Source organism: Vibrio superstes (assembly GCF_003569005.1).
GTDB classification, from domain to species: Bacteria; Pseudomonadota; Gammaproteobacteria; order Enterobacterales; family Vibrionaceae; genus Vibrio; species Vibrio superstes.
Map to the genome: position 1 here is coordinate 1238866 of NZ_BCUR01000001.1, position 25358 is coordinate 1264223.

Below are 25358 nucleotides of genomic sequence, written 5' to 3' on the forward strand. Positions count from 1 at the left end.
GTGACCAAACAACAAGCTGGCGATATGCCAAAGCTCAATAAACAGTGGTTATATCAGCAGGCGATGAAGCATAAGAAGATGCTTATCTACGCCAACTCTATCGCATTTGTTGCGACGCTGATAAGTGTACCTATTCCTTTACTTTTGCCTCTCATGGTTGACGAGGTCTTACTTGATAAGCCTGCCAAGGGGTTGGCACTCCTCAACTCATTTTTGCCTCAAGGTCTGCAAACTGCCACCGGTTATATCGTTACGGTTCTTCTTCTGATCATCATAATGCGGATCGGAAGTCAGGCTCTTAATATCCTGCAAACCCGTCAATTTACTTTGGTATCAAAGCAACTTACCTGTCAACTACGACAATGGATCCTCGATAAGCTAGGTCGTGTGTCCATGCAACAATATGAGGAAAAGGGCAGTGGGGGACTGACGTCTCATTTGGTGACCGATATAGAGACCATTGACAAGTTCATTGGCAATACGCTGAGTCGCTTTGTGATTAGCGTGCTGACAGTCATAGGTACTGGCGGGATTCTTCTGTGGCTTAATTGGCAGCTGGGCTTGTTTATTATCTTAATGAACCCAGTGGTTATCTATCTTTCTCGCATGCTTGGGCAAAGAGTTAAGCACCTTAAAAAGAAAGAAAATCAATCTTTTGAGCGCTTCCAGCAGAGGCTAGTAGAAACCTTAGACGGTATCTATCAGCTTCGTGCTGCCAACAGAGAGCAAGAGTACTTAGGCAAGTTAAAGCAAGATGCCGAGTCTATACGTAAAGATGCTGACAAGTATGCGTGGCAATCAGATGCTGCGAACCGCTTGTCGTTTTTGATGTTTCTGATTGGTTTCGAGATTTTTCGCGCTGCGGCTATGTTGATGGTGCTATTTAGTGACCTCACCATAGGGCAGATCTTCGCGGTGTTTGGTTATTTGTGGTTTATGCTGTCGCCGGTTCAAGAGCTGCTGAGTATTCAATATTCTTGGTACAGTGCGTCGGCTGCAATGAAGCGCTTGAATGGCATTTTGGATATGCCAGAAGAGAATCGTCCTATTGCGACTGTTAATCCTTTTGAAAAGGGTGAACCTATAGAAGTTGAGTTTAAGAACGTCAGCTTCGCCTATGATGCGGAGCGAAACGTACTGGATGACTTCTCGCTAAAGATCCCGAAAGGCAAGCGTGTGGCTTTGGTTGGTGCATCAGGTGGCGGCAAGTCAACCTTGATTCAGCTCTTACTCGGTATCTATCAAAAAGACAGCGGTGACATTCTGGTTAACGGGCATAGCATAGAAACAGTAAGCTATGAGGCATTGCGAAAAGAACTGGCGGTCGTGCTGCAACAACCGATGATATTCAATGATACGCTTCGTCAGAATCTTACCCTTGGACAAGAGTATAGTGATAATGAGCTATGGAGTGCCCTTGAGGTTGCTCAGCTTATTAGTCTAAAAGAGACGCTACCTAACGGGCTCGACTCTCATATCGGCCGTCAAGGTGTTCGTTTATCTGGAGGGCAACGTCAAAGACTTGCTATTGCTCGAATGGTTCTGAGCAACCCTGAATTGGTTATTCTAGATGAGGCGACCTCAGCGCTGGATACCTCTACGGAAGCCGAATTGCATCTAGCCTTGAATCGTTTCCTGAAGAATCGGACAACACTCATTGTCGCGCATCGGCTTTCTGCTGTTAAACAGGCCGACCTTATTTACGTATTAGAGGACGGCAAGGTGATTCAATCGGGTACTCATATAGACTTGATTGAGAAAGATGGGCTATATCAAACCCTCTATGGCAGTCTGCAGGCTGGTTAAATACAATAATAAAGCCGGCTATGAGCCGGCTTGTTACTTACTAGGTGAGAGGGTTACTGTGCGACGGGCATCTCTTTCAACATAGTATCGACGTAGGATTTTATCCTTTCTTCGCTTTTCTCAGGTTCTAATTCAGGTGCAGCGGCGCCTTGAGCTAGAGCTCTCCATTTTAGCTCCATAAGTGGATAGTTATACATGGCGATGAATATAGTGCCTTTTTGCTCTGCATTGCCAAAGTCTGAGGCGGGTATGCCAGTTGCTAGCTGTGTTTTGTCGAACAGATCGTCGTCATTTAATTCAGATTCAACCGCTACCCCGTAACCAACGATGAAGTTGGGTTGCTGTTTAAGTGACACTCTTTGATAGCCCTTTTCTTCAAGGCTTTTGCTGATGGCCTCGTTAAATACGTGTTTCAATGTTTTCTTGCTGACGCCTGACTCCACATAAGCCACACCTGATTTAGGGTGCCAAGCGTAGGTTTTCGCTCCTGGTTGAATAAGTTGGAAGTCACCGCTTGACACAATACCGATGGCAAAGTTATTGGCTGGTTTAGTCGTGGTGGTACAGGCGGATAAAACTAGGGCAAAAGCTATAGCGAAAAGCCACTTCATGATCACCTCAAAACAATAGAATAAGTAATGTTAAATATTTGTTTAATTGAATGGTTCATGAGGTAGAATAGACGAGTAAACAATTAAAAGTCCAGTTAAAACGGTAACATAGGGTTGTTACATTCTTGCATACATTTATACGAAAAGGATTTCATGTGGTGAAAGGAATTTATTACCCGTGGCTGGCGAGTACTCTCGTCCTACTGAGTTACTCGTCTCTAGCGGTAGAACCACTCTTTCCAACGCCTGCTGATGCAGAGCCCACAGTTGTTGATAAAGCATTTGATTTTGTTGGTGCCGATGGTGGGTTTGACCCTGATAAAGGGGTTGATATGAGTTATATCCCGTCAGTGTTCTATAACCCAGAACAAGAGTTTGGTGCTGGAGTCTTAGTGATTGGCTTGTATCAGACTGATTCTGCAGTGAACTATGAGCAACCTTCTTCGTTTGTAATTAATACTTATGTCTCAACTAACCTCTCTCTTGGACTTAGCTTCGATAACATTACCTTTCTTAATGATGGGCGCAATCGCTTTGAGATAGTGGCAGAGGCCTATGACGAGCCGGTTGTGTATTACGGCAAGGGGTATGAGTCGGCGAGTAACGATGAAAACAAGGTGCTGTATACACAAACCCTCCTTCAGGTGACACCACGCTGGTACCACAAAGTGGCTGACAATTGGTTCTTGGGCATCGGTGGTAACATCAACTACACCGGTACGAGAGATCCTGAAGTGGGGGACGAGGTGGTGATAGGGAATCCGATATTATTTGATGACTTAGAGTCAAATACTTCCTTCGGAGTACTAGGCGTCCTTTTGTATGACACTCGTAACTTCGTTGAAAATACCGAAACAGGCACTCTGTTGCAGGCTGATTTTGGAGCCTACTACAGTGACCTTAACTCGGACTCCTTTGGTCGTTATGATATCGAGCTTGCCCATTTTATCGACCTAGAACCTGTTCCTGGAGTGTTAGCTTTGCAAGGCCAAGGTAATTTTACTTCCGGGGAAGTGCCCTGGAACCGACTGCCTGATCTCGGTGGTGCATATGCTATGCGTGGCTATATCGTAGGGCGTTATAGAGACGAGCAAATGGCTATGATGCAGGCAGAGTATCGATTGCCAATATACCGTCGTTGGGGGAGTGTCTTCTGGGCTGGTGTTGGTTCTATCGGCGAAGATTTTGATGAGTTAAGCGATGATGTACTAACCACCTACGGTTTGGGGTTACGCTATCGACTAAAGGGACGAATTAATCTGAGGGCTGACTTGGGCTTCGGTGAGGATGAGACTTTATTTTACTTTAACGTCAACGAAGTATTTTAGTAAAGACCTGCGACTGCATTAAAGATGCAGTCGCTAGTAGGTAAAGCTGAAATTGGAACTAAAAGAAATGCCCTAACCCGTGTAGTGAAGAAATGATACTTGGTAGAGCAATTAGACCAATCTTAACCGCTACAATTATGGCAATCAGTCTTCCAATTTTATGGGTTGCCGCTTTATTTATCTCATCTGCATGTTGACTGTATATCATGCTAGTTACCTCATGAGTGAATGAACTTACCGTTCAAACCTACTCTTAATTGTGGTTAAAAAAAGCGCACATCATGAAAAGTTTGAACTGCATCTAGAAGGTGGTTCGGTTCTATGATGTTGACCACATAATGGAATATGAGTGCAATTTCATGTGTTATGAGTGTGGTTTCATGACTTTTTCACTCATAGAGGAAAGATCAGATTCCCGACCGGAGTACCGGCATAGAAGAATACTCAGGAATGACAGTAATTTAGACACTCTCACTCCACTTTCCACTCTCCGCACACAGCACTCCGCTCTCCACACTCGTCATTGCCGAAGTGTTTTATCGGCAATCTGAATGATGTACGTTGCTAGACCTTCGATAGGAGCACTCGAAGGTGACGAGGGTTGCGCTTTGCGTACACCAGTGACTTAAACAAACGCGTCATATAAAAGTCTTTTTTTGGCCGGCACCCTTATCGGCAACCTTCCATTTAGTGTGCTCTAAGATTCCCGCTAAAAACGTGCGGGAATGACAATATTCTTGCCCTGAACCACGCATAAAAAAAGCTCGATGCAATTAACATCGAGCTTAATCAGGAACCGAATACAACCTCGGTTTAGTTTGTTTCTTCTTTATCCGCTGTGATCGAAAGTAGCCAGATACAAATAGCAGCAACCGCTGCAAAACCACCTATGATAATCACGGGCATAGCGCTATAGCCTAAAACATGCCAAATGATGGATTCTAATTGACTCATAACTCTCCCTTACCAACCTTCAACGCCGTGCATATCTGGCAATTTATGTGCAATACCTTTGTGACAATCTACGCAGGTCTTGTCTCCTGAAGCAAGTGCCGTAGAGTGTTGCTTAACACTGCGATCGCCCTGTTCAGAAAAGTCCATGTAATCAAATTCATGACAGTTTCGGCACTCTAGAGAGTCGTTCGCCTTTAGACGGGCCCACTCTCGCTCTGCCAAGTGTCCACGACGAGCCTTGAACTTCTCTTCAGTGTCGATGGTACCGATGATATGAGCAAATACCTCTTTGGACGCTTGAACCTTACGCACTATCTTGTCAGTCCACTCATGAGGAACGTGACAATCAGAACAAATTGCCCGTACGCCTGAGCGGTTTGAGTAGTGAATAGTTTCTTGAATCTCTTGAACGATAGGCTCATGACATCCTGCGCAGAACTCTTCAGTATTGGTGTATTCCATCCCGGTATTGAACGCGCCCCAGAATAGAAGACCACCAGCAAACCCCATGAATAATATGATGCCTGCTGCAGCCTTACTCGGGGTTGTTAGTCTCTTCCAAAACGCTTTTAAAAATTTCATAAATAGCCTCTTTTGTTAACAACTAGCAAAGGTTATTGAAGTGAATCAACAGGTTTAAATTCGTTCTCTACCAGTGGTTTCGCATTTGCTTGCGGCACGTGGCATTGCAAGCAGAAGTAACGGCGTGGAGATACGTCGGCCAACACAGCATCTTCACGGTTTACGTAGTGAGTTACGCTCACCTTAGTAGCACCCATTTCGCTAGCATTTTTCCAGCTATGACATGCAAGGCACTTGTTTGCATTCAGTGAAACTTCATATCCTCTGATGTTATGAGGGATAAGAGGGGGTTGATACACGTAGTCACTTTGGATGACTTGCTCGCGAGGGTATTTTTTGAATGAGTCTGCAGCACGTGTTGCCTCTAACTCGCTCATACCACGTAAGGATTCAACGCCACCAATACCGCCCGGATTGTAGAGCTCCGCTTGTTCTACACCAGCGTTCTCTGCTTTTTCCATATCGGTTTGTTCAAGCATAGCGTCGTCCATATCGGGTTTCGCATTGCTGACACCTTCAACGTCCGCTTGCACAATTCCTGCGCCAATAGCACTTATTGATAACAGAGCAATCAACAGCTTTTTCATTATTATTTCTCCGCCTAATGGCTAAATTTTGGGGGCTAGACTACTAGCCCCGAATATTTGACAAAGGCCTAAGCCACTTTGGTGATCTTGACTGGACATTTCTTATAGTCAGTCTGTTTAGATAGGGGATCGGTTGCATCCAAGATCAGCTTATTGATCAGAATTCGCGCATCAAAGAATGGCACGAAAACTAAGCCTTGAGGCGGGCGGTTACGGCCACGAGTTTCGACACGAACACGGATCTCGCCACGTTTGTTGGACACTAATACCTCGTCACCACGACGTAGATCTTTTGCTTTAGCATCAGCGGGGTGGATGTAGCAGACCGCATCTGGAACAGCCTTATAAAGCTCTGGTACACGACGAGTCATAGTACCTGTGTGCCAGTGCTCTAGAACACGACCGGTACATAACCACATGTCGAACTCTGCATCAGGCACCTCTGGTGGAGCTTCGTAAGGAGCGGAGATAATCCACGCCTTGCCATCTGGCTTGCCATAGAAGTCCCAATCAGAACCTTTCTTAGCGTATGGATCCGAGCCTTCTTTAAAGCGCCATTGAGTTTCTTTACCGTCAACCACTGGCCAGCGTAGACCGCGCACTTGGTGGTAAACATCGTATGGGGCTAAATCGTGACCGTGACCACGTCCAAAGGTTGCGTACTCTTCGAACAGACCTTTCTGCACGTAGAAGCCTTGTGCCTTAGCGTCGTCGTTCAGCTCTTGTGCCTCAGATAATGGGTATTTGTCGATATGACCGTTTTTAAACAGCATGTCGTACATAGTTTTACCGCGATACTCAGGAGCTTTAGCCAATAGGTCTTCAGGCCAAACTTCTTCCATCTTGAAGCGTTTAGAGAATTCCATTAGCTGCCACAAGTCAGACTTCGCTTCGCCTACGGTTTCAACTTGTTGATACCATGCCTGTGTACGACGTTCAGCGTTACCGTAAGCCCCTTCTTTCTCAATCCACATTGCAGTTGGAAGAATAAGGTCAGCTGCTTGTGCTGTCGCCGTAGGGTAAGGGTCTGAACATACGATGAAGTTTTCAGGGTTACGATAACCAGGTAGACGCTCAGTGTTGATATTTGGACCCGCTTGAAGGTTGTTGTTACACATCACCCAGTACGCGTTGAGTTTACCGTCATTTAGCATACGGTCTTGCAATACTGCGTGGTAACCTGGTTTAGGCGGAATAGTCCCTTCAGGAAGCTTCCAGATATCTTCTGCAATCGCACGGTGTTTAGGGTTAGCGACCACCATATCTGCTGGCAGACGGTGAGCGAACGTACCTACTTCACGAGCTGTACCACACGCCGACGGCTGGCCCGTTAGTGAGAATGGAGAGTTACCTGGAGTTGAAATTTTACCGGTTAATAAGTGAATGTTATAAATCAGGTTGTTCATCCAAACACCACGAGTGTGCTGGTTAACACCCATAGTCCAAAGTGACATTACTTTAGTGTTTGGATCTGCGTATTGCTCAGCCAGTTGAACAAGATGTTCTTCTGAAACGCCTGAAATTTCACTCGCTTTAGCTGCCGTATATGGTGCTACAGATTTCGCATACTCATCAAAGCTGATGCCGGTCATATTGCCTGAGTTTGGATTTGCAGCCGCTTGCTGCAATGGGTCTTCATCACGCAAGCCGTAACCGATATCGGTATCTGCTTGTTTGAAGTGAGTGTGCTTGTTAACAAAGTCTTGGTTTACTTTGTTGTTTTGAATAATGTAATTGGCGATGAAGTTCGCAATTGCAAGGTCAGATTGAGGGTGGAAAATGTAGCCGTGATCCGCCAATTCAAAAGAACGATGATAGTAGGTCGACAGAACGTTCACTTTTACGTGAGGGTGGCTTAAACGGCGATCTGCAATACGAGTCCATAGAACCGGGTGCATCTCGGCCATGTTTGACCCCCAAAGTACGAACGCATCCGCATTTTCGAAGTCATCGTAACAACCCATTGGCTCATCGATACCAAAGGCGCGCATGAAACCTACTACCGCAGATGCCATACAGTGACGGGCGTTAGGGTCAATGTTGTTTGAACGGAAGCCTGCCTTCATCATTTTTGAAGCAGCGTAGCCTTCCATAACGGTCCACTGACCAGAACCAAACATACCAACGCTAGTCGGTCCGCTTTTCTTCAATGCCTCTTTCCACTTGTCTGCCATGGTATCCATAGCAACGTCCCAAGACACGGGAGTAAATTCACCGTTTTTATCGTACTTGCCATCCGTCATACGCAGTAGAGGCTGAGTCAAGCGATCTTGGCCGTACATGATCTTGGAAAGGAAGTAGCCTTTGATACAGTTTAGGCCTTTGTTTACTGGAGCTTCAGGGTCACCTTGAGTTGCAACCACCTTACCGTTTTGAGTCCCGACTAATACCGAACAGCCTGTACCACAAAAACGGCAGGGAGCTTTATCCCATTTGATCTTGGTTTGGTCTGAACTTGCGATCAGATTGGTAGCAGAAGCGGGAAGTGAAATTCCGGCTACCGCAGCAGCGGATGCTGCAGCGTTTGCTTTCACAAACTCGCGTCGTGTCATTTTCATAATGTGTCCTCTTGCGGGGTCGGTGAACCGATGCTGGCATCGGTTGTCGCCGTTGCATGTATGTCGGTGTCAAGGTTGTCAATATCGGATTCAATCTGGTGGTAAACCAAAGCCGTACTAATTACTTCAGGTAGGTCGTTAATTTCATCAATAGTAGTCGTGATAAAACCTTCGTTCTCTGTTTCCATAACCACAACAAACTTGCCTTCATCTTCGGCGTAAATCTCGGTGGCTGAAAAACTATTTACCTTGCTTCGGACGCTTTCCATCGCATCGGGAGCACAGTAAACAACAAAACTTGAGATATGAACTTCACTGGCTGGCATTGCTATCCTCATTGCAGTCAGTCATTGATATAGCTGAAACTGGGCAGGCGCTTATGCAAGCTCCACATCCAGTACACAACTGAGAGTCTAGTTTGGGTTGGGGGACATGCCCAACGCCAAAAGAAAATTGTATTGCTATCGGTTCGCATTCGTCGCTACAGGTGCGACATTCGACATTCTTAAATGCGAGGCAAGTATCTTCAATTTTAGCCGTTATTTGCCAAGGTGCCTCATTTGTGGCATTAAAAATTGGTTCAGGACAAACGTAAGAACATTGCTTGCAGAAGGTACATTCGCCTTTTTCAAAATCTACGCTGGGGTAACCACCGCTGCCTTTAACAATGATTTTGGTTTCACAAGCGTCAATACACTTGCCACACTGGGTACAGCCATCAATAAACTCAGAGTCTGCTTTCGCCCAAGGAAGTCGTTGACCTGTTTCATAAACAAGCTGTGATTTTGAGGTGCGCCGAGTAAATAATTTCCGTTTTGATAGATCGACCAATGTTGTCCCTAAGCTATTGAGCGTAAACTATAAATATGTACTTGCATTAATACCTACTAAGTTTAGGTGAATATATTGTAGGCGATATACCTCAAAAGGGTTAAAGTGGTGCGTAAATTGTTTTAGATCAATTAGTTAATGCTACCCAGATCACGATAATATTAATGGGATTTTAAGTGAAAAAAAGAACAGCTCAGTCCGTCTCTTTCACCATTGGTGGCGCAGTGTCCTTGATGGTGATTTTGTCCGCATTGACCATCATAGTGTCTGTTGTGACGGTATATTCTAGCTTTGATGATGCCGAGGCCGTGAATGTCTCAGGCTCAATGAGGATGCAAAGCTATAGGCTCGCTTACGATATAGAGATCGATTCCCCAGAAACAATTGGGCATATCGAGCAATTTGAAACATCTTTGTTCTCACCCTCAATGCAAAACCTTATTCGCTGGAATGTACCCACTGATATTCAAGAGGACTATCAGTCCATTGTCGATCGCTGGCATGTGATGAAGGACCTGTTGCTTTCTGGAAGGTATCCTGAATATCAGCAACACGTTCCCGTATTTGTATCTCGTATCGACAAGTTTGTACTTAAATTGCAGTTAAATACTGAGCAAAAGCTTCTCAATATGGTGGTGTTCAGTGGGTTTGGTTTGACCTGCATTATCCTTATCTCTTTAGTCATCATGCGCTTTGTTAGGCTCAAGGTGTTGCAGCCATTGCAATCTTTAGTTAATGCCAGCCGAGAGGTGGAGTCGCAGAATTTCAATGTGGTGTTGAATGAATCGGTCAACAATGAGCTGGGGGCGGTGGCTTCTACGTTTAATGGTATGACTCAAAACCTAAAGAACCACTATCAAAGGTTGGAAGCAACAGTAGAAAATAAGACAGAGGAACTGCGCCATGCAAACCGCTCGCTAAAGGTGTTGTACAAAAGCACCCAGCAACTTTCTGCATCACGACTGGCACCTGCGCATTTTCAACAGATCATCAGCAATATGTCGACGGTAGAGAACGTTGGGGCCGTCAAACTGATTATCGATGATAGCGCGGGTCAATCTACCGAGTTAATCGCGGGTGAAGTCTTTGGAGATGAATGGCAAGAGACACCGTTGATTCTTGATGAGGTGAGATTGGGGAGCCTATGTCTGCAAACGACAGCACAATTTGCTGAGCAAGAGCTCATCGATAATATGTCTTACATTCTGGCTCGAGGTATCTATTACAATCAGGCGCAAAAGAAGTTTGAGCAGCTTCTTATCTATGCAGAGCGAAGTGCTATCGCACGAGAACTGCATGATTCTCTGGCGCAATCCTTGTCGTTTTTGAAGATCCAAATGAGCTTATTGAAACGCTCGATGAAAAAAGAAGGCTCAATAGCCGAAATGCCGAAGTCTTCCGCTATCGTTCAAGAAATTGATGATGGCTTGCGAGAGGCATACACCCAATTGAGGGAATTACTCGGTACCTTTAGGTTCAGTATTGATGAAGCGAATTTTGGTGATGCGCTCAATGTGTTGATTGATAAGCTACAAACCACAACGGATGCAGAGATACATGTAGAGAATAACCTCTCTTCCATACAGCTTCAGGCTTCGCAGCAAGTTCATTTATTGCAGATCATTCGTGAAGCAACCAACAATGCCATCAAACATGCAGAGGCGAACATATTGCATGTGCAATGTTTGCAAGAAGGGGATCAAATTACCGTCGCTATCATAGATAACGGACAGGGATTTGACACCGAGATTGAGAAAGCAGACCATTACGGTCTATCTATTCTCAATGAGCGAAGCCAGTATCTCAATGGCAAGCTAACCATCACCAGTGAGCCCAATGTTGGGAGCACAGTACAAATAACCTTTACCTGTAAGGATGAATCTGACAGTGAGTAGTACCTATCGCATTATGATTGTGGATGACCATCCATTGATTCGTCGTGGCATCAAGCAATTGCTGTCGTTCGAAGATGAGTTCGATATTTTGTGTGAGGCAACCAACGGTACCGAAGCATTGGCGTTGGCTCATCAACATGAACTTGATCTTATCTTACTGGACTTAAATATGAAGGGGCTGTCAGGCTTAAATACACTGCAAGCACTGAGATCTGAGGGCATTACAGCAAAGATCGTGATCCTTACAGTTTCGGATTCACCTGCAGACATTGATGCCATCGTCAAAGCGGGCGCAGACGGCTACCTATTGAAAGATAGTGAACCCGATGAACTGATTGAACACCTTCATTCGGCCTTAGATGGTGATAAGGTATACAGTGATATTGTGGCTCAGCACATTCGTGACCGTGCTGAGAATCCAAGTTTGCTAGACAGTCTCACTGAGCGCGAGCTAGAAATCCTATCAAAGGTGGCTCTAGGTCACCGCAACAAGCAGATAGCGGATGTGCTATTTATCTCTGAGTCGACGGTTAAGGTACACATGAAGAGCTTATTGAAGAAGCTACAAGTGAAATCACGTACCGCTGCGACTATTTTGTATTTAGAGCATTATGGTTAATCTAGCTACAAGTATTAAAAAAGAGGCTCTGTGCCTCTTTTTTAATGTCTAATCCAGCGTAAACCCAATCTTTACCGTCACCTGCCAATGGGCGACTTTTCCATCCTCGATATGACCACGAACTTCCTGCATCTCAAACCAGCGCATGCTGTGCACGCTTTGACTGGCTTTTTCTACGGCGTTATTGATTGCGTCATCGATACCGACGCTTGATGATCCAACAATTTCCATTTTCTTATAGGTGTGGTGTGGCATCTAGGTTCTCCTTGAAATAATGATTGGAACTTAGTAAACCTAGTTGTGCTGTGAGAATGTGGCAAGATTTGATAGCTATCAGCTTTAGATCTTTTCCTGTAGTCGACAAAGGGCTAGATCTCCGATAGGAGCACTCGGAGATGACAGGAGCAGATATCGTCGTGCCCGAAGTGCTTTATCGGGCATCTGAGAGTGCAAAGAGCAAGCCAAACCTCAGTCTGGTAGTTGAAAGCGAAGAGCTAGGGGAGTTTGAGGCTTTCCCTTTGCCCGGAAAGCGGTTAGATCTCCGATAGGAGCACTCGGAGATGACAGGGTCAGATATCGTCGTGCCTGAAGTGTTTTATCGGGCATCTGAGAGTGTAAAGGGCAAGCCAAACCTCTGTCTGGTAGTTGAAAGCGAAGAGCTAGCGGTGTTTGAGGCTTTCCCTTTGCCCAGCAAGTGGTTAGATCTCCGATAGGAGCACTCGGAGATGACAGGGACAGATATCGTCGTGCCCGAAGTGCTTTATCGGGCATCTGAGAGTACAAAGGGCGAGCCAAATCTCAATCTATCAGCTATCAGCTAGGATAAAAAAAAGGCCCCTACAAAGTAGGAGCCTAGCAATAACAAACGAAGCGTTAGCTGTGGGTTAAGCTGTCAGCTTCGCTGTCAGCATTTCTTCTAGCTTAACTTGGTCTACTGCGAACAAGCGGATACCTTCAGCGAGTTTCTCTACTGCCATTGGGTCTTGGTTATGACCCCAGAAGAACTCTGCTTCTGTTAGAGGAGTAGGGCGCTCTTTAGTTGCACCGTTATCAACAAGCTTCTCTTCAACAACGCCTTCAGCATTCTCAAGATCTTCAAGAAGAGCAGGGCTAATGGTTAGACGATCACAGCCAGCTAGCTCCAGGATTTCACCGGTATTACGGAAGCTTGCTCCCATTACTACTGTTTTGTAACCGTGGTCTTTAAAGTAGTCGTAGATTGCCGTTACTGATTGAACGCCTGGGTCTTCGCTAGCAGCAAAATCACGGCCTTCTTTAGCTTTGTACCAATCCATGATGCGACCAACGAATGGCGAGATTAGGAATACGCCCGCTTCAGCACACGCTTGTGCCTGAGCAAATGAAAACAACAGAGTAAGGTTACAGTTGATACCTTCTTTTTCAAGTTGCTCAGCAGCACGAATGCCTTGCCATGTAGACGCTAATTTAATAAGAACGCGGTCTTTTGAAATACCCGCTTCTTCATACATCTTGATTAAGCCACGAGCGCGCGCGATGCTGCCTTCGGTATCGTAAGATAGACGAGCATCAACCTCAGTTGAGATGCGACCTGGGATAATACCTAGGATCTCTTTACCAATGTTTACTGCAAGCAAGTCACCGGCGTAGTTTAATTGTTGGTCTAGGTCATCAAACTTCTGCTTAGTTTGAGCAATGACGCTATCAATCAGCGATGCGTAGTGCTCAAGTTGAGAGGCTTTCAGAATTAGCGAAGGGTTTGTTGTAGCGTCTTGAGGTTTATATTTAGCAATTGCTTCAATATCACCTGTGTCAGCGACCACTACAGTCATAGAGCGAAGTTGTTCTAGTTTATTGCTCATGTCTTGTTCATCCTATACAAGAAAAACAGGGTGGTGGGGAGTGCCACCCTTAAAGATAGGATTAATCTAAGGTATTGAAGCGAGTTTGTGAATCATTTTCATTGGAAGAATGTGATAAAAATCTTACGCAAACGTTTACCGGATTTTACAAACAGGACATGACGGTTGTTTTGGTAGAGTAAACTCTTGCCATTTCATGCTTAGAGCATCAAACATCATTAATTTTCCGGGCTTGTGCGTGCCCAAATTTGACAGCAGATGGATAGCTTCCAATGCTTGCATACTGCCGATAACACCCACAACAGGCGCTAAGATGCCAGCCTCAACACAACTCAATTCATTAGCACCAAACAGGGTGCTTAAACATTGGTAGCAAGGCTCATCATCTTGATAGGTGAAGCTGATCACCTGTCCTTCAAGCCGAATTGCAGCACCTGAAACCAAAGGCGTTTTATGTTTGTGACACAGTCGATTTAACTGGTTTCTAGTGGTGAGATTATCACTGGCATCAATTATCAACGAATGATTGGCGACGGCGGTATCAAGCTCATGGTCATCTAAGCGACGCGCTATAGCGGTTATCTCACAATTTGAATTGAGCTGGGATAGGCTAGCTTTGGCTGATTCTACCTTTAGAGCGTTGATATCGGACTCGGTATGAAGAATCTGTCGCTGTAAATTGGAGAGCTCTACAACATCATCGTCGACAATGGTTAGCTTGCCTACGCCACCAGACACTAGATAAGGCGTTGCCGCACAACCTAAGCCTCCAGCACCAATAACAAGCACTGAGGCTTGTTTGAGGGCCTCTTGCCCCTCAAAATCAAAGGAGCGTAAGATGATTTGGCGATTGTAGCGAAGCATCTCCTTGTCGCTCAAGATTTCCATGTCAGCCTCTAATAAAGTGTTGAGTTAAACAATTGGATCTGAACGGTTTCTCCCGCTTCCACTCGGCCACGCTCGCGTTCAAGAATGACAAAGCAATTTGCCAGACTCATTGAACGGAAGGCTCCAGAGCTTTGGTTTCCCGTTGTTTCCACTTCAAACTCTCCGCGCTCGTTTATGGCATAGATACCACGTTGGTAATCCGTGCGGCCTGGACTTTTCTTGAATGAAGATAAAGTCTTAGCCGGTAAGGTTGGCGCTTCTTTCCATTTACTTTCGCCACCGAGTTTAGCTAATAATGGCTGAACTAAGATGTAAGCGGTCATAAAGGCGGATACCGGGTTTCCTGGCAGGCCGCAGAATAGGGCATCATCCAATTTGCCGAATGCAAAGGGCTTGCCTGGTTTTATTGCCAGTTTCCAAAAGCCAATTTCGCCTTTTTGTTCAAGGATATCCTTGGTGAAATCGGCTTCACCGACACTTACGCCACCGGAAGTCACAACGACGTCAGCTTCTGTCTTCGCTTTTTCAAACGCTTGCGCGAGTAGCTCCACATCGTCAGGGATAACGCCTAGGTCAACAACATCACAGCCAAACTTCTCAAACAAAGGTATGGTTCCGTAGCGATTGCTGTCGTATATCTCGCCTGCGCCCAGTGGCGTTCCTACAGGCTTTAGTTCATCACCGGTGGAGAAAGTGGCCACGATAGGCTTGCGGTACACCTCAACGTGCGCGACACCGAGTGAGGCCAGCATGGGTAGGTCACGTGCAGTGAGTCGCTTCCCTTTGCTAAGCACAAGTTGTCCTATTTGGATGTCGTCACCGAGTGGGCGGATATTCTGATTGGTTTTTACATTTGAAGGGTCAAACACGATACCTTCGTCAGTCACAGTGACATTCTCTTGCATTACCACAGCGTCGCACCCTTCTGGGATTTGTGCGCCAGTCATAATGCGAATACATGTTGCTTCTGGCCATTCTCCTTGTAGAGGAGCACCTGCAAAAGATTGCCCGACTAATGGAAGCGTTGACTGTGTATTTAGGTCTGCAATTCTTACCGCATACCCATCCATGGCTGAATTATCAAAAGGGGGAACATGAATAGGGGATAATATTTCACTAGCGAGTACTCGGCCAATAGCTTTGTCGAGAAGCAGTGATTCAGTCTCTTGGACGGTATGAGTGTTTTCGAGAATTTTGGCCATTGCCTCTTCAATCGGCATCAAGCCCGGAGCGTCACAGCAACCCATCATAATTCCTTGTTAGTACAGCGATAAAAAACAAACTGTAACACGATGCCAAGAGTGAGACACTTAAGTGATTAAATTAGATGATGTAATTTTGATGAAATCCAAGTATTCTCTTTCGCCATCGCGCAAATGTTGGTCGTGCGATGCAAAGATGTACAGATGGAGAGTTAAATGTCAGGTTTAAGCGAATCAGCTCTGCTGGTAAAAGAAGCACTTGCTAATCGTGGTTTAGAAACCCCAATGGTAGCCAGTGACCTTACTGCGGAAGATAAAAAGCAGCAGATTGAGCATCACATGCGTGAGATCTTAGGCTTATTGCAATTGGATCTAACGGATGACTCTTTGCAAGACACGCCAAAACGCATCGCTAAAATGTATGTGGACGAGGTGTTTTCTGGCCTAGATTACGCACGTTTCCCAAAGATTACGGTTATCGAAAACAAGATGGACGTGAGCGAAATGGTGCGTGTGAAGGACATTACTTTGACCAGTACCTGTGAGCACCACTTAGTGACTATCGATGGTCGTGCAGCGGTGGCTTATATTCCTCGTACCAAGATCATAGGCCTGTCGAAGATTAATCGCATAGTGCGATTTTTTGCTCAGCGCCCTCAAGTACAAGAGCGCATGACTCAGCAAATCCTTATTGCGCTACAAACCTTGCTTGAGAGTGAAGATGTTGCGGTTACCATTGATGCTACTCATTACTGCGTTAAATCTCGCGGCGTAATGGACGCAACCAGTGAAACTACGACCACCGCACTAGGCGGAATCTTTAAATCTAACGCGGCCACTCGTCACGAGTTTCTTCACGGCCTGCGTTAATCGTCTAGCTTGCTATCTATTGCGGTTTAATCTTCTTGTGTTGAGGTTTAAACCGCTCCGGCCAATACATGGCCACATATCCTGCTGATACCCACAACACCAATAGCGTTGCTATTGTCAGCTCGAACATCCCAAATTTATGTAGCCAATACCAATCTTCGTGTGCCAATTCAAACCATGTGGTCAGTCTCGACATGGCAATCGCACTGATCACTGATGGGAAGGTAACTGCAGCAATGGAAGGCTGGAATTTCAGTCTTAATAGGTTGATGTAGCATAGGTAGATAAGCAAGGTCATCGTAATGGCGATGCCGGCTAAAGCCCCCGTTAGAATTGCGTCCGGTTCTGGAAAATTCACTAAATAAGCCGCAAGGGTTAGGTTGATCGGTGCCGCCATGATGGCGAGCGTTGGGCGAGCTCGGCGAGGTAATTTTCCAAAGAACACTAAGCGATAGAGAACCAACGGAAGCATGAGGAAATAGATGCCAATACACAGCATAGCCATGTTTTGCGAAAAAACTGTATGCCCCAGCTCTGATCCCGCCAACGTACTACTGATCACGCCCACGGGATAAAGGAACCAACTCGGCACAATATTGACCATCTTAAAGTTGGCGAATTGAAATCCAAAAAATAGCACCATCATGGTGATATGTAGGCCCAACGAAGCAAACCATAACACGGATGCGATATCAGGAATCTCGGTGGCGAGATAGTCACAAAGTACCAGTAACGCCATGCTCATCGGCGCCATTAAACTGCCGCTGAGGGGATGCTTAATGTCAGCGATAAAAAGACGCGGGTTAAGTGTGTACTTTAGGAGTACTGGAATCAGTATCAGAGTACCAATTAACGCTAAATAAGGACGAATGACATTGCCAACATCTGGGATATACAATGCCCATGCCTGTCCTAAACCTATCAGTCCCAGTGCAAGCGCAGCTTGCGAAGGCGGAATGTGATGGAACCGATGAAATTTGCGTAACAAGTCTCTTATTCTCCGAGGGTAAAATGGCAAATCTGGAATGTTGCATATTAAACCGCAACCGAGCGCTTATTGCCATGATCAAAAAAGTAATAAACAATTCATTATCTGGTAATACTTGCAGTTTTTAAAATATGCGCCATAGTTAAATTGTGAGGTAAAAATCGAATCTGACAGGGAGGAAAGGGTTACCTCACTTTGATTAACATAAGTGTAATCGCAACACAGCTGAAGAGCCGTAAATACTTTAAAGCTCGTTAATAGTTCTCCGGTCAACAACCCGCGAGATTCGCAAACTCACGATTGAGTAACGAGACCAAAAGGCGCATGCAAAGTGCGCCTTTGTGCTTTCTGGCGTTTGTGAAAATGAGGGTAAATAGCCCTTTTTAGGCATCGTAGACCGTAAATCCTACCTAAGTTACAGTTTGTTTCATTTTCTTGTTTTTCCTAGCGCACCTAACCTGCTGAAAATTATAGATAAATTTATGTTTTAATTATGGAAACTTAGTTTGCGTATTTCGAGAATAAGACCTCTGTTTATTATTTGTACGACAAATGTATAATCCTCCATCTTTCAAGTCGTCGCATATCAATCTTTTGAGAGCATTTCTTGCTGAGTTTGGTGTGTTTTTCAATGAGGTGGTTGATGAAGGTTGTCGAATACGCATTAATGTCTGCGTTTGCTGTTGTCATTTTGTTTGCTCTTTTTAGTACTTTTATGGCGCACGCAGGTAGTATCTGGGGTACGGTTTTAACCATTAAATAAGTATCTCGTATCGAAGATTAGGGGTCCTAGTTAAGGACAATCATGCGCCCCTTTGTTTCTCCTTTCTTGCTTGTCTTTTCCTTCTTTGTTGCATCCTTAGTTTTAACCTTTCTCCATATGATTGAATCTTGTAGACTCTAAGCATAATTCATCTGCTCAGAACGGCGTCTATGTCTCGCAAAACACCCACTAACATCATTACTGGATTCTTAGGTACAGGCAAAACCACAACCATCTTAGAGCTATTGAAGGCTAAACCCGAGAATGAAAACTGGGCAGTATTGGTCAATGAGTTCGGTGAGATCGGTATAGATGGGGCAATCATGTCTGACAGTGGTGCCCTGATTAAAGAGGTGCCGGGAGGATGTATTTGCTGCACAGCTGGTGTACCGACGAGCGTTGCAATTACCGCTTTATTACGCAGCAACCCAGACAGACTCATTATTGAACCTACAGGTCTTGGTCATCCAAAGCAGATCATGGCTACGCTCTCCTCGGCTCAGTTCAGCCCATATATCGAATTACGTTCAACATTGACCCTCACAGATGCTCGATACTTCGATAATGAAAAGTACACAACAAACCAAAATTTCAAACAACAGCTGGAAGTGGCGGATATCATCATTGCCAATAAGAGCGAGCTAGCAGCGAAAGCGCAGGTTGCGACAATGCATGACTGGCTGCAATCTCAGAATATTCACTCTACTGTTATTAACACAACAAGAGGCGACATAGAACCGTCCCTATTGGATAGGTTTGTGAAACCAAGTGATGATATGGACATTGAAGAACACCATCATCACCATGCTGCACTAGAACCTCAGTTCCAATTACCCCCTAACCAAACCCATATTCGCAAAGAGAATAAAGGTCAGGGCTATTTCTCCTGTGGTTGGCTGTTTGGCGCAGAGATTACCTTTGATTTTGATTCTCTGTTTTCAATGTTAAGCGATCTTACTGCTGATCGTGTTAAGGCTGTAATGAATACTGATAAAGGCTGCTATGCGTTCAATAAAGCGGATGGCGTATTGTCGGTGAATGACCTGTCTCTAGAAGGGTTTGAGTCGCGTATTGAGGTTATCGATACCAAGCTAATGCCGTGGGATCAATTAGAAGAGATTTTACTGAATCTTGCTGGTGGCGATAATACCAATCATACTAAGTAAGTGATCAGAGATAGCGTAGGAAAAATTCTCGAGGACAAGGCAGGGTTTTTCGATAAGTAGTTATTCTACAATCAAAAATTCTAACGCAGTCATCGAGTATTTTAACAAGCTAGGATGACCAGTTATTTAGTACGATTGGTATAAATAGCGTCTGTAAGTAGGCGCCGTCGACTAGGAGAGTTAGACGTTACATTGAGCTACAGCTAATAGATAGCTGTAGCCATTGGTCTTTGAGCATAACGAACGCTTCTTACATTTCGTGACTACATTCTTCAGATAAAACAGTTAGCTTGGTCTTTTTCTTTGTTACGATGTGGCATGCTCAATAATACCAATCACAGTAAGTAAGTGGTTAGAAATAGCGTTTTAACAAGCTAAGATGAGCAGTAATTTACTACGATTGGTATAACAAGGAATGTTAAGTTTGACGCGCTCTCTCAACTCAATAACAACCTTACTGGTTGCCTTCGCTTTTTCAGCGTTATTTGTCGCTCTATCTATTCCCCTTGGAGAGATGTTTGGCAGTATTGTTATCATCATTGTATTGAGTAAATTAGGGGTTCAAACAAAGGTTCTCAAACATACTCTGGTACTGGTCCAACTGGCACTAGGTTTGAGTGTTGGAGGACTTATTCCTCCGTCATTCTTTGCCACTGGTTTTCCTCTCATTATGTTCGTTGGACTCGTGATTTGTATGGCATTGCAAGTGTCATGCGGCTACTGGTTATTGCAGCGCTTTTCGTGGAGTAAAGGGGATAGTTTACTTGCCTCTATTCCGGGCGCTATGGCAGCTGTCATGGTATTAAACGAAGCTCAAAAGGCACCTTCAGCTAAGGTTATCTTTGTACATACCTTCCGCCTAATCTTTCTTCTTTTGCTATCAGGGATACTCGTTTCACAGCAATCAAACACCAATTTGCTCGAACAACCTCTAGGCTTCAATGTTTTGACCTTTGGTTTGGCATTTATGTTGGCTGGAGGAAGCGGAATATTATTGAATAAACTAGGAATCCCCGCTCCTTACATGGTTACTGGGATGTTAGTGGGTATTGGATTAAACGGCTTCGTGCCGGAGCTCAACCTTTCTATCTCGCCACTTATTATGATGGTAGCGATTTCTGCTCTTGGTGTAGTAATGGGGCTGAGGCTTTGTAATATATCGGCTCAAGAGTTTCGTCGATTCACGTTTGCGAGTTTATGCGTCACTGTTTTGAGCCTAAGCGTGACCTTTATATGCGCGTTTGCTTTTTCTTTTTGGCTAGACAAGCCCTTTGTTGTCCTGTCGCTTTCTTGGATGCCAGGGAGTATTGAAGCGATGACAGTCGCTGCTCTCTATTTGGGGCTTGAGCCTGCGCTTATTATGCTAAGTCATGTTATCCGCATGATGATATTGCATATGGTGCCTGTTGCGGTGGTGGCATTTAAGCCAAGACAGCGTCAATAGCTATCTGGCTAGCCTGAAATAAATTGATTGAACGATCTCATGATACTCTGTGCCCAGCCCTGAACGTCGCGGATAGGGTCACTGGTAATGAACTTCCACATATCTTCGCCAAAGAAAAGACAGGCAATGATGAATAGGCCAATCGCAGGGTAAAGTAGTCTGCGAAGCATAATTCTTCCTCCATGAAGAAAGGGCGCTTGGGACTAAATATAGAACAATTATTCTAGAAATGAAAAACCTCAGGTCATAAAATGAGCTGAGGTTTTTGTATGTAGCGGTATTTTAGCGACAGTTTAGCGCTTATTTCGAAGATATCGCTTACGACGCTCTTCTTTCTTCTTAACCTTTGCTTCTTCTTTGCGGACGGCTTCTTTCTCTACCTCGATCAACTCTTCAGTGATCATTTCAGGGAGTTCGAGAGTGACCTGACCCAGTACGCCTTGTCGAAGTTCGTGCAACAAGATTTCGGAAGCCTTGTGCAGATCGACGCGTCCACCCGAGCGTAGCGCGCCACGTTTGCGACCAATCGCTTCCATCAATTCAATTTCAGTGTCCGGCAGTTCGTCTAGCTGGTAGCGCTCCATCAAGCGTTCTGGATACTGTTGTGCCAAATACTCAACAGTGTAAAAAGCCACTTCGTCGTATTCCATTGCCGTATCTTTGATAGCGCCAGTAGCAGCAAGACGGAAACCACTATGAGGGTTTTCTACCTTAGGCCATAAAATTCCCGGAGTATCAGAGAGCACAACACCGTTTTGCAGATTGATACGTTGCTGGCGGCGCGTCACGGCAGGCTGGTTACCCGTCTGAGCTATGGTACGCCCAGCCAAGGTGTTGATGATGGTCGATTTACCTACGTTTGGAATACCCATGATCATGGTACGAATGTTCTTACCCATCGCCTCGCGATGAGGCGCTAACTTGCGACACAATTCCATGATCTTATGGATTTCTTGAGGGTTCTCGGTAGTCACAGCCATCGCCTTAACACCCTCTTGAAGCTCAAAATGCTCAATCCACATTTGTGTTAGCTCTGGATCTGATAGATCTCTTTTATTGAGCACCTTGATACAAGGCTTATCACCACGCAACTCAGAGATCATAGGGTTCTCTGACGAGTAAGGGATGCGAGCATCTAGCACTTCGATAATGACATCAATCTGAGGAACGACCTCTTCGATCTCTTTACGAGCCTTATGCATGTGACCCGGAAACCATTGGATTGTGTTGTTAACCATATAAAAATTTGCCTTTTGTTTTATGGTTTTGCCAGCGGGAGAGCGAGTAGATTGTCATTGCGTACTACCTGCTGCCACTTGAGCTTTGATGTGATGATCTTAACACTTTATTTGGCAAGCGTGTACGTTGACGTAAAGAGCAGTGTAATGAGCGCCTTTTAGCTTCATCATTATATTGAATGGTAAAAGTGGCTATAGAGGTTTTACCCAGCGGAGCATTACTCTATATTTCCACCTTATTTGATCTTGATTAAAGTAGTTTAAAGAATCTAACCCTCTCTCAGAAGTTTGGCGAATTATTGTTCATAATCTAGTAAGTCTTCAAAGCCATTAGGGTCGCAAGAAGTTAAAACATTTAGTGGAGGGAATATGTACCAACAGCTTACTGAGGGAAAGAGAGTACAGATTTGGGCGCTAAGAAAGGAGGGCAAGACTCAAACAACGATCGCCAAGCAACTCCAGATTCACAAATCGACAGTTAGTCGAGAGCTTAACCGTAATTCAGGTCCCTATGGCTACGAACCTAAGCTTGCGCAGAATATGGCGTCTTACCGGAAAAAATACCATAAAGATGTGATGGGCAAAGAGTATGAAGAGCTTCTTTTAGAACTGAGCAAGCAAGGATTCGATACTCTCAAGAGTCAGGCTTTTCTACACCACCACCATCCTGAATTAACGGTTGAAGAAGTGGATTTGCTACTGAGCAGGAGCGGGTTGTTTAGTTAGATTAACTTTCTACTAAAAGTGTGATGGATATCTCGTGTTGCACTTGCCCATTTTTGAAATAGGGGAGCTTTTCATTGCTTGTTGCACTTGCTTCAGTTTCCCTTCTACTACCTTATCCCCAACGAAATTTGTTGTTGCACTTGCTCGATAACTATCTTCTCTGTGCCGTGTTGCACTTGCCTTTTATACACTCTTGTATGATTTTAAGTTGTTGTTTTTATTGTCTATTTTGTGCTTGTATTTGTTTGGTTTTCGTCTTGATAATTTGAGTAGGGTACTTATATAGTTGTGGAGAAACTTAAAAGGTTTTAACGACACACAGTCAAGGAGCTATCCCATGAGAAAGTTCAGTCATATAGGAATACCTACACAAACCGAGCATAGCGGCGAAAATTTTATGCAGGATATTGGCCTTTACGCTACCGATTATGCGAAGAGTGAAAATCAAATTGAATGGCTACGTTTTTTAGACGATAGCCCTATGCCTGAAGAGCTAAAAATTACAGCGCACGTTGCCTATGAAGTCGACGACTTAGAAGAAGCTCTAAAGGGACAAAAAGTATTAATCGAACCATTTAGTCCAAATGAATCCCTAAAGATTGCCTTTATTTTGGAAGATGAAGCGCCGGTTGAGCTAATGCAACATGTCTAAAAATTAATAATGAAATATCAGTTAAACCAAGAATTAAAATAGGAAGGCTAGGTATGAAAAAGTTTATTAATAATGCTGAAAACATCACGGTTGAGTTACTTCAAGGTTATGCAATGACATTTCCTACCAAGATTAAGGTTGTATCTGAAAAAATCGTAACTCGTGTTACCCCTAAAGATCCTAATAAAGTCGCTATCGTCACCTTAGGCGGTGCAGGTCACGAGCCAGCATTGAGTGGTTATGTGGGCGAAGGATTGCTTGATTACTCCGTGGTGGGTGACGTGTTTGCTGCGCCCGGTGCACCTAAGGTGTTAGAGGCGTTGAAAATGGCGGATCGTCCTGCTGGTGTCCTTTTGGTAGTGTTGAATCACGAAGGCGATGTGATGTCTGCGAACATGGCAATGGAGATGGCAACAAGAGAAGGCATTAACGTTAAGATGCTATTAACCCACGAAGATATTAGTGCGGGTTTGAACAGTGACATTAAAGATCGTCGCGGGCTTGCGGGATGTGTTCCTGTCTACAAACTTGTGGGCGCAGCTGCTGAAGAAGGACTCAGCCTTGAAGAGGTTTATAGAGTCGGCGAGAAATTCAATCAGTCTATGGCAACCCTTGCAGTAGCAATGAGCAATGCTACTCATCCACAATCAGGTATGGCGATTGGTGATCTTGCCAGTGATGAGATGGAAATTGGAATGGGGCAACATGGCGAGGGCGGTGGCGGTCGCATGAAAATACAGACCGCTGACGATACTGCGCACATCATGATTGACCAACTCTGCAAAGCTATTGATGTTAAGCCTGGTGATGACTTGATGCTGATGATTAATGGCTCAGGGGCTACCACTTTGATGGAAATGTTTATCGTTGCTCGTGCCTGTCATTTATCCCTACAAGAGAAGCAAACTAGCGTTGCTCGCTCAAAAGTAGAAGAAGTACTGACGGTACAGGAAATGGCCGGATTCCAAATGTGCATCGGCAAATTTGATAGTGAGACGCTCAACTATTGGGATAAGCCATGTAATGCACCTTATTGGGTTCAACAATGATTTAGGTTCTTGAGCGAGGTTTATCTCGCTGAATAAAACAACTAGCCCTACGAAATATTGAGTACGTGTATTTGATTATCCACGTAGGGCTGCGTATTGCCTAAATAATGGAGGAAATTATGACCGCATTAAATTCTGAGTTGCTATTCAATATGTTCGAGCATGCTGCGACTAATATCCTAGGCAACGTTGAATTGCTTAATGAATTGGATGGAAAAACGGGTGATGGCGATCATGGGACTACCATGTTGCGGATATGCCACTGCATAGAACATTTTCTAGAAAAAAGAGAGGGGAACTGGCGCGAGGAAATCGACAATCTTGGTTGGGATGTGATGAGTAAAGATGGCGGTTCTGCAGGTATGCTGGTGGGTAACCTCTTTATGGGAATAGGAGAGGGCTTAACTAGGGAGCAGCTAAGTGCAGAAGAAACTGCTCAAGCCTTTCAAAATGGTGTCGAGCGAGTGATGCACTTCAGTGGTGCCCATGCAGGTGATAAAACCATGCTTGATGCCTTGATCCCTGCGATACAAACAATGCAAGAAGATGTCAGCAAGGGTGCAGAGTTAGAAGATATGTTTGAGCATGCAGCTAAGGCCGCAAGGCAAGGTGCAGAGGCCACCAAGCAAATGATGCCGATGAGAGGCCGGGCGAAACACATGGGCGAGCGCGCATTGGGGCATATTGATCCGGGGGCCGTGAGTATGGCCATTTTATTTGAATCGTTTGATGAAGCTATTCATTTAGTGCACTAGGGGGC

25 protein-coding genes are annotated in these 25358 nt (G+C 44.8%); 11 read left to right on the top strand and 14 right to left on the bottom strand.

Features of this window, described 5'->3' with window-relative positions:
* Positions 1-24 precede the first annotated feature (24 nt).
* Positions 25-1806, top strand: a complete 1782-nt coding sequence (locus D5I41_RS05385) for an ABC transporter ATP-binding protein (protein ID WP_162892809.1) — start codon at positions 25-27, stop codon at positions 1804-1806.
* Positions 1807-1859: 53 nt separating this feature from the next.
* On the opposite strand, the gene D5I41_RS05390 is transcribed toward D5I41_RS05385, so the two are convergent.
* Positions 1860-2417 carry a DUF4136 domain-containing protein gene (locus D5I41_RS05390; protein WP_119008870.1) on the bottom strand — a complete coding sequence of 186 codons (558 nt, stop codon included), beginning with the start codon at positions 2415-2417 and terminating at the stop codon, positions 1860-1862.
* 158 nt (positions 2418-2575) lie between these two features.
* On the opposite strand from D5I41_RS05390, the gene D5I41_RS05395 reads away from it, so the two are divergent.
* On the top strand, positions 2576-3745 hold the full coding sequence (locus D5I41_RS05395) for a BamA/TamA family outer membrane protein (RefSeq protein ID WP_235868864.1): 1170 nt from the start codon (positions 2576-2578) through the stop codon (positions 3743-3745).
* 813 nt (positions 3746-4558) lie between these two features.
* On the opposite strand, the gene D5I41_RS05400 is transcribed toward D5I41_RS05395, so the two are convergent.
* The 6 genes from D5I41_RS05400 to napF form a co-directional block, all read right to left on the bottom strand.
* A complete protein-coding gene (locus D5I41_RS05400) occupies positions 4559-4699 on the bottom strand; it encodes a TIGR02808 family protein (RefSeq protein ID WP_119008872.1) in 141 nt (46 codons plus the stop codon).
* A gap of 9 nt (positions 4700-4708) precedes the next feature.
* The gene (locus D5I41_RS05405; RefSeq protein WP_119008873.1) at positions 4709-5281 is read right to left on the bottom strand and encodes a NapC/NirT family cytochrome c; all 573 of its coding nucleotides are present in this window, start codon (positions 5279-5281) and stop codon (positions 4709-4711) included.
* Positions 5282-5313: 32 nt separating this feature from the next.
* Positions 5314-5868 (bottom strand): nitrate reductase cytochrome c-type subunit, encoded by a 555-nt coding sequence (locus D5I41_RS05410; RefSeq protein ID WP_371860088.1) that lies wholly within the window; start codon positions 5866-5868, stop codon positions 5314-5316.
* Between the two features lie 68 nt (positions 5869-5936).
* Positions 5937-8426 (bottom strand): periplasmic nitrate reductase subunit alpha, encoded by a 2490-nt coding sequence (gene napA, locus D5I41_RS05415; RefSeq protein WP_119008874.1) that lies wholly within the window; start codon positions 8424-8426, stop codon positions 5937-5939.
* Positions 8423-8752, bottom strand: coding sequence for a chaperone NapD (locus D5I41_RS05420; protein ID WP_119008875.1), 330 nt, complete (start codon positions 8750-8752; stop codon positions 8423-8425). The genes napA and D5I41_RS05420 overlap by 4 nt, the downstream gene beginning before the upstream one ends.
* A complete protein-coding gene (napF, locus tag D5I41_RS05425; RefSeq protein ID WP_119008876.1) occupies positions 8739-9257 on the bottom strand; it encodes a ferredoxin-type protein NapF in 519 nt (172 codons plus the stop codon). The genes D5I41_RS05420 and napF overlap by 14 nt, the downstream gene beginning before the upstream one ends.
* 176 nt (positions 9258-9433) lie before the next feature.
* Here napF and narQ point away from each other — a divergent pair, with 176 nt between their 5' ends.
* Positions 9434-11152 (top strand): nitrate/nitrite two-component system sensor histidine kinase NarQ, encoded by a 1719-nt coding sequence (gene narQ, locus D5I41_RS05430; RefSeq protein ID WP_119008877.1) that lies wholly within the window; start codon positions 9434-9436, stop codon positions 11150-11152.
* A 13-nt stretch (positions 11153-11165) separates the two neighbouring features.
* Positions 11166-11771, top strand: coding sequence for a response regulator (locus D5I41_RS05435; RefSeq protein WP_119008878.1), 606 nt, complete (start codon positions 11166-11168; stop codon positions 11769-11771).
* Between the two features lie 48 nt (positions 11772-11819).
* On the opposite strand, the gene D5I41_RS05440 is transcribed toward D5I41_RS05435, so the two are convergent.
* The 4 genes from D5I41_RS05440 to moeA form a co-directional block, all read right to left on the bottom strand.
* Complete coding sequence (locus tag D5I41_RS05440; RefSeq protein WP_119008879.1) at positions 11820-12026, bottom strand: dodecin; 207 nt, start codon at positions 12024-12026, stop codon at positions 11820-11822.
* A 629-nt stretch (positions 12027-12655) separates the two neighbouring features.
* Positions 12656-13612: a transaldolase gene (gene tal, locus D5I41_RS05445; RefSeq protein ID WP_119008880.1), complete on the bottom strand. Its 957-nt coding sequence runs from the start codon at positions 13610-13612 to the stop codon at positions 12656-12658.
* A 135-nt stretch (positions 13613-13747) separates the two neighbouring features.
* On the bottom strand, positions 13748-14500 hold the full coding sequence (gene moeB, locus D5I41_RS05450) for a molybdopterin-synthase adenylyltransferase MoeB (RefSeq protein ID WP_119008881.1): 753 nt from the start codon (positions 14498-14500) through the stop codon (positions 13748-13750).
* A gap of 8 nt (positions 14501-14508) precedes the next feature.
* Positions 14509-15747, bottom strand: coding sequence for a molybdopterin molybdotransferase MoeA (gene moeA / locus D5I41_RS05455; RefSeq protein ID WP_119008882.1), 1239 nt, complete (start codon positions 15745-15747; stop codon positions 14509-14511).
* Positions 15748-15918: 171 nt separating this feature from the next.
* Here moeA and folE point away from each other — a divergent pair, with 171 nt between their 5' ends.
* Positions 15919-16572 (top strand): GTP cyclohydrolase I FolE, encoded by a 654-nt coding sequence (folE, locus tag D5I41_RS05460; protein WP_017032013.1) that lies wholly within the window; start codon positions 15919-15921, stop codon positions 16570-16572.
* Between the two features lie 16 nt (positions 16573-16588).
* On the opposite strand, the gene D5I41_RS05465 is transcribed toward folE, so the two are convergent.
* Positions 16589-17560: a TDT family transporter gene (locus D5I41_RS05465; RefSeq protein ID WP_119008883.1), complete on the bottom strand. Its 972-nt coding sequence runs from the start codon at positions 17558-17560 to the stop codon at positions 16589-16591.
* Between the two features lie 933 nt (positions 17561-18493).
* Between D5I41_RS05465 and D5I41_RS05470 the strand changes: the two genes are divergently transcribed.
* Together D5I41_RS05470 and D5I41_RS05475 are read left to right on the top strand one after the other, a co-directional pair.
* The gene (locus D5I41_RS05470; protein WP_119008884.1) at positions 18494-19489 is read left to right on the top strand and encodes a CobW family GTP-binding protein; all 996 of its coding nucleotides are present in this window, start codon (positions 18494-18496) and stop codon (positions 19487-19489) included.
* Positions 19490-19913: 424 nt separating this feature from the next.
* Complete coding sequence (locus tag D5I41_RS05475) at positions 19914-20933, top strand: AbrB family transcriptional regulator (RefSeq protein WP_162892796.1); 1020 nt, start codon at positions 19914-19916, stop codon at positions 20931-20933.
* 8 nt (positions 20934-20941) lie between these two features.
* On the opposite strand, the gene D5I41_RS21200 is transcribed toward D5I41_RS05475, so the two are convergent.
* Together D5I41_RS21200 and ylqF are read right to left on the bottom strand one after the other, a co-directional pair.
* A complete protein-coding gene (locus tag D5I41_RS21200; protein WP_162892797.1) occupies positions 20942-21103 on the bottom strand; it encodes a hypothetical protein in 162 nt (53 codons plus the stop codon).
* Positions 21104-21226: 123 nt separating this feature from the next.
* Entirely contained in the window at positions 21227-22171 is a 945-nt protein-coding gene (gene ylqF, locus D5I41_RS05480; protein ID WP_119008886.1) for a ribosome biogenesis GTPase YlqF, read from the bottom strand.
* A gap of 369 nt (positions 22172-22540) precedes the next feature.
* Between ylqF and D5I41_RS21625 the strand changes: the two genes are divergently transcribed.
* From D5I41_RS21625 to dhaL, 4 genes are all read left to right on the top strand, one after another.
* Entirely contained in the window at positions 22541-22897 is a 357-nt protein-coding gene (locus D5I41_RS21625) for a helix-turn-helix domain-containing protein (RefSeq protein ID WP_119008887.1), read from the top strand.
* A gap of 337 nt (positions 22898-23234) precedes the next feature.
* Entirely contained in the window at positions 23235-23549 is a 315-nt protein-coding gene (locus D5I41_RS05490; RefSeq protein WP_119008888.1) for a hypothetical protein, read from the top strand.
* Positions 23550-23602: 53 nt separating this feature from the next.
* Entirely contained in the window at positions 23603-24598 is a 996-nt protein-coding gene (locus tag D5I41_RS05495) for a dihydroxyacetone kinase subunit DhaK (RefSeq protein ID WP_119008889.1), read from the top strand.
* A gap of 119 nt (positions 24599-24717) precedes the next feature.
* The gene (gene dhaL / locus D5I41_RS05500) at positions 24718-25353 is read left to right on the top strand and encodes a dihydroxyacetone kinase subunit DhaL (RefSeq protein WP_119008890.1); all 636 of its coding nucleotides are present in this window, start codon (positions 24718-24720) and stop codon (positions 25351-25353) included.
* The last annotated feature ends 5 nt before the right edge of the window (positions 25354-25358 follow it).

Bases quoted from the DNA above. Each gene is read 5' to 3' on its own strand.
- moeA (WP_119008882.1), bottom strand. From the start codon at position 15,747: ATGGGTTGCTGTGACGCTCCGGGCTTGATGCCGATTGAAGAGGCAATG.
- D5I41_RS05390 (WP_119008870.1), bottom strand. From the start codon at position 2,417: ATGAAGTGGCTTTTCGCTATAGCTTTTGCCCTAGTTTTATCCGCCTGT.
- D5I41_RS05400 (WP_119008872.1), bottom strand. From the start codon at position 4,699: ATGAGTCAATTAGAATCCATCATTTGGCATGTTTTAGGCTATAGCGCT.
- D5I41_RS05495 (WP_119008889.1), top strand. From the start codon at position 23,603: ATGAAAAAGTTTATTAATAATGCTGAAAACATCACGGTTGAGTTACTT.
- D5I41_RS05385 (WP_162892809.1), top strand. From the start codon at position 25: ATGCCAAAGCTCAATAAACAGTGGTTATATCAGCAGGCGATGAAGCAT.
- tal (WP_119008880.1), bottom strand. From the start codon at position 13,612: ATGAGCAATAAACTAGAACAACTTCGCTCTATGACTGTAGTGGTCGCT.
- ylqF (WP_119008886.1), bottom strand. From the start codon at position 22,171: ATGGTTAACAACACAATCCAATGGTTTCCGGGTCACATGCATAAGGCT.
- D5I41_RS05490 (WP_119008888.1), top strand. From the start codon at position 23,235: ATGAGAAAGTTCAGTCATATAGGAATACCTACACAAACCGAGCATAGC.
- D5I41_RS05420 (WP_119008875.1), bottom strand. From the start codon at position 8,752: ATGCCAGCCAGTGAAGTTCATATCTCAAGTTTTGTTGTTTACTGTGCT.
- D5I41_RS05470 (WP_119008884.1), top strand. From the start codon at position 18,494: ATGTCTCGCAAAACACCCACTAACATCATTACTGGATTCTTAGGTACA.
- napA (WP_119008874.1), bottom strand. From the start codon at position 8,426: ATGAAAATGACACGACGCGAGTTTGTGAAAGCAAACGCTGCAGCATCC.
- dhaL (WP_119008890.1), top strand. From the start codon at position 24,718: ATGACCGCATTAAATTCTGAGTTGCTATTCAATATGTTCGAGCATGCT.
- D5I41_RS05405 (WP_119008873.1), bottom strand. From the start codon at position 5,281: ATGAAATTTTTAAAAGCGTTTTGGAAGAGACTAACAACCCCGAGTAAG.
- D5I41_RS05410 (WP_371860088.1), bottom strand. From the start codon at position 5,868: ATGAAAAAGCTGTTGATTGCTCTGTTATCAATAAGTGCTATTGGCGCA.
- moeB (WP_119008881.1), bottom strand. From the start codon at position 14,500: ATGGAAATCTTGAGCGACAAGGAGATGCTTCGCTACAATCGCCAAATC.
- folE (WP_017032013.1), top strand. From the start codon at position 15,919: ATGTCAGGTTTAAGCGAATCAGCTCTGCTGGTAAAAGAAGCACTTGCT.
- D5I41_RS21200 (WP_162892797.1), bottom strand. From the start codon at position 21,103: ATGCTTCGCAGACTACTTTACCCTGCGATTGGCCTATTCATCATTGCC.
- D5I41_RS21625 (WP_119008887.1), top strand. From the start codon at position 22,541: ATGTACCAACAGCTTACTGAGGGAAAGAGAGTACAGATTTGGGCGCTA.
- D5I41_RS05440 (WP_119008879.1), bottom strand. From the start codon at position 12,026: ATGCCACACCACACCTATAAGAAAATGGAAATTGTTGGATCATCAAGC.
- D5I41_RS05435 (WP_119008878.1), top strand. From the start codon at position 11,166: ATGATTGTGGATGACCATCCATTGATTCGTCGTGGCATCAAGCAATTG.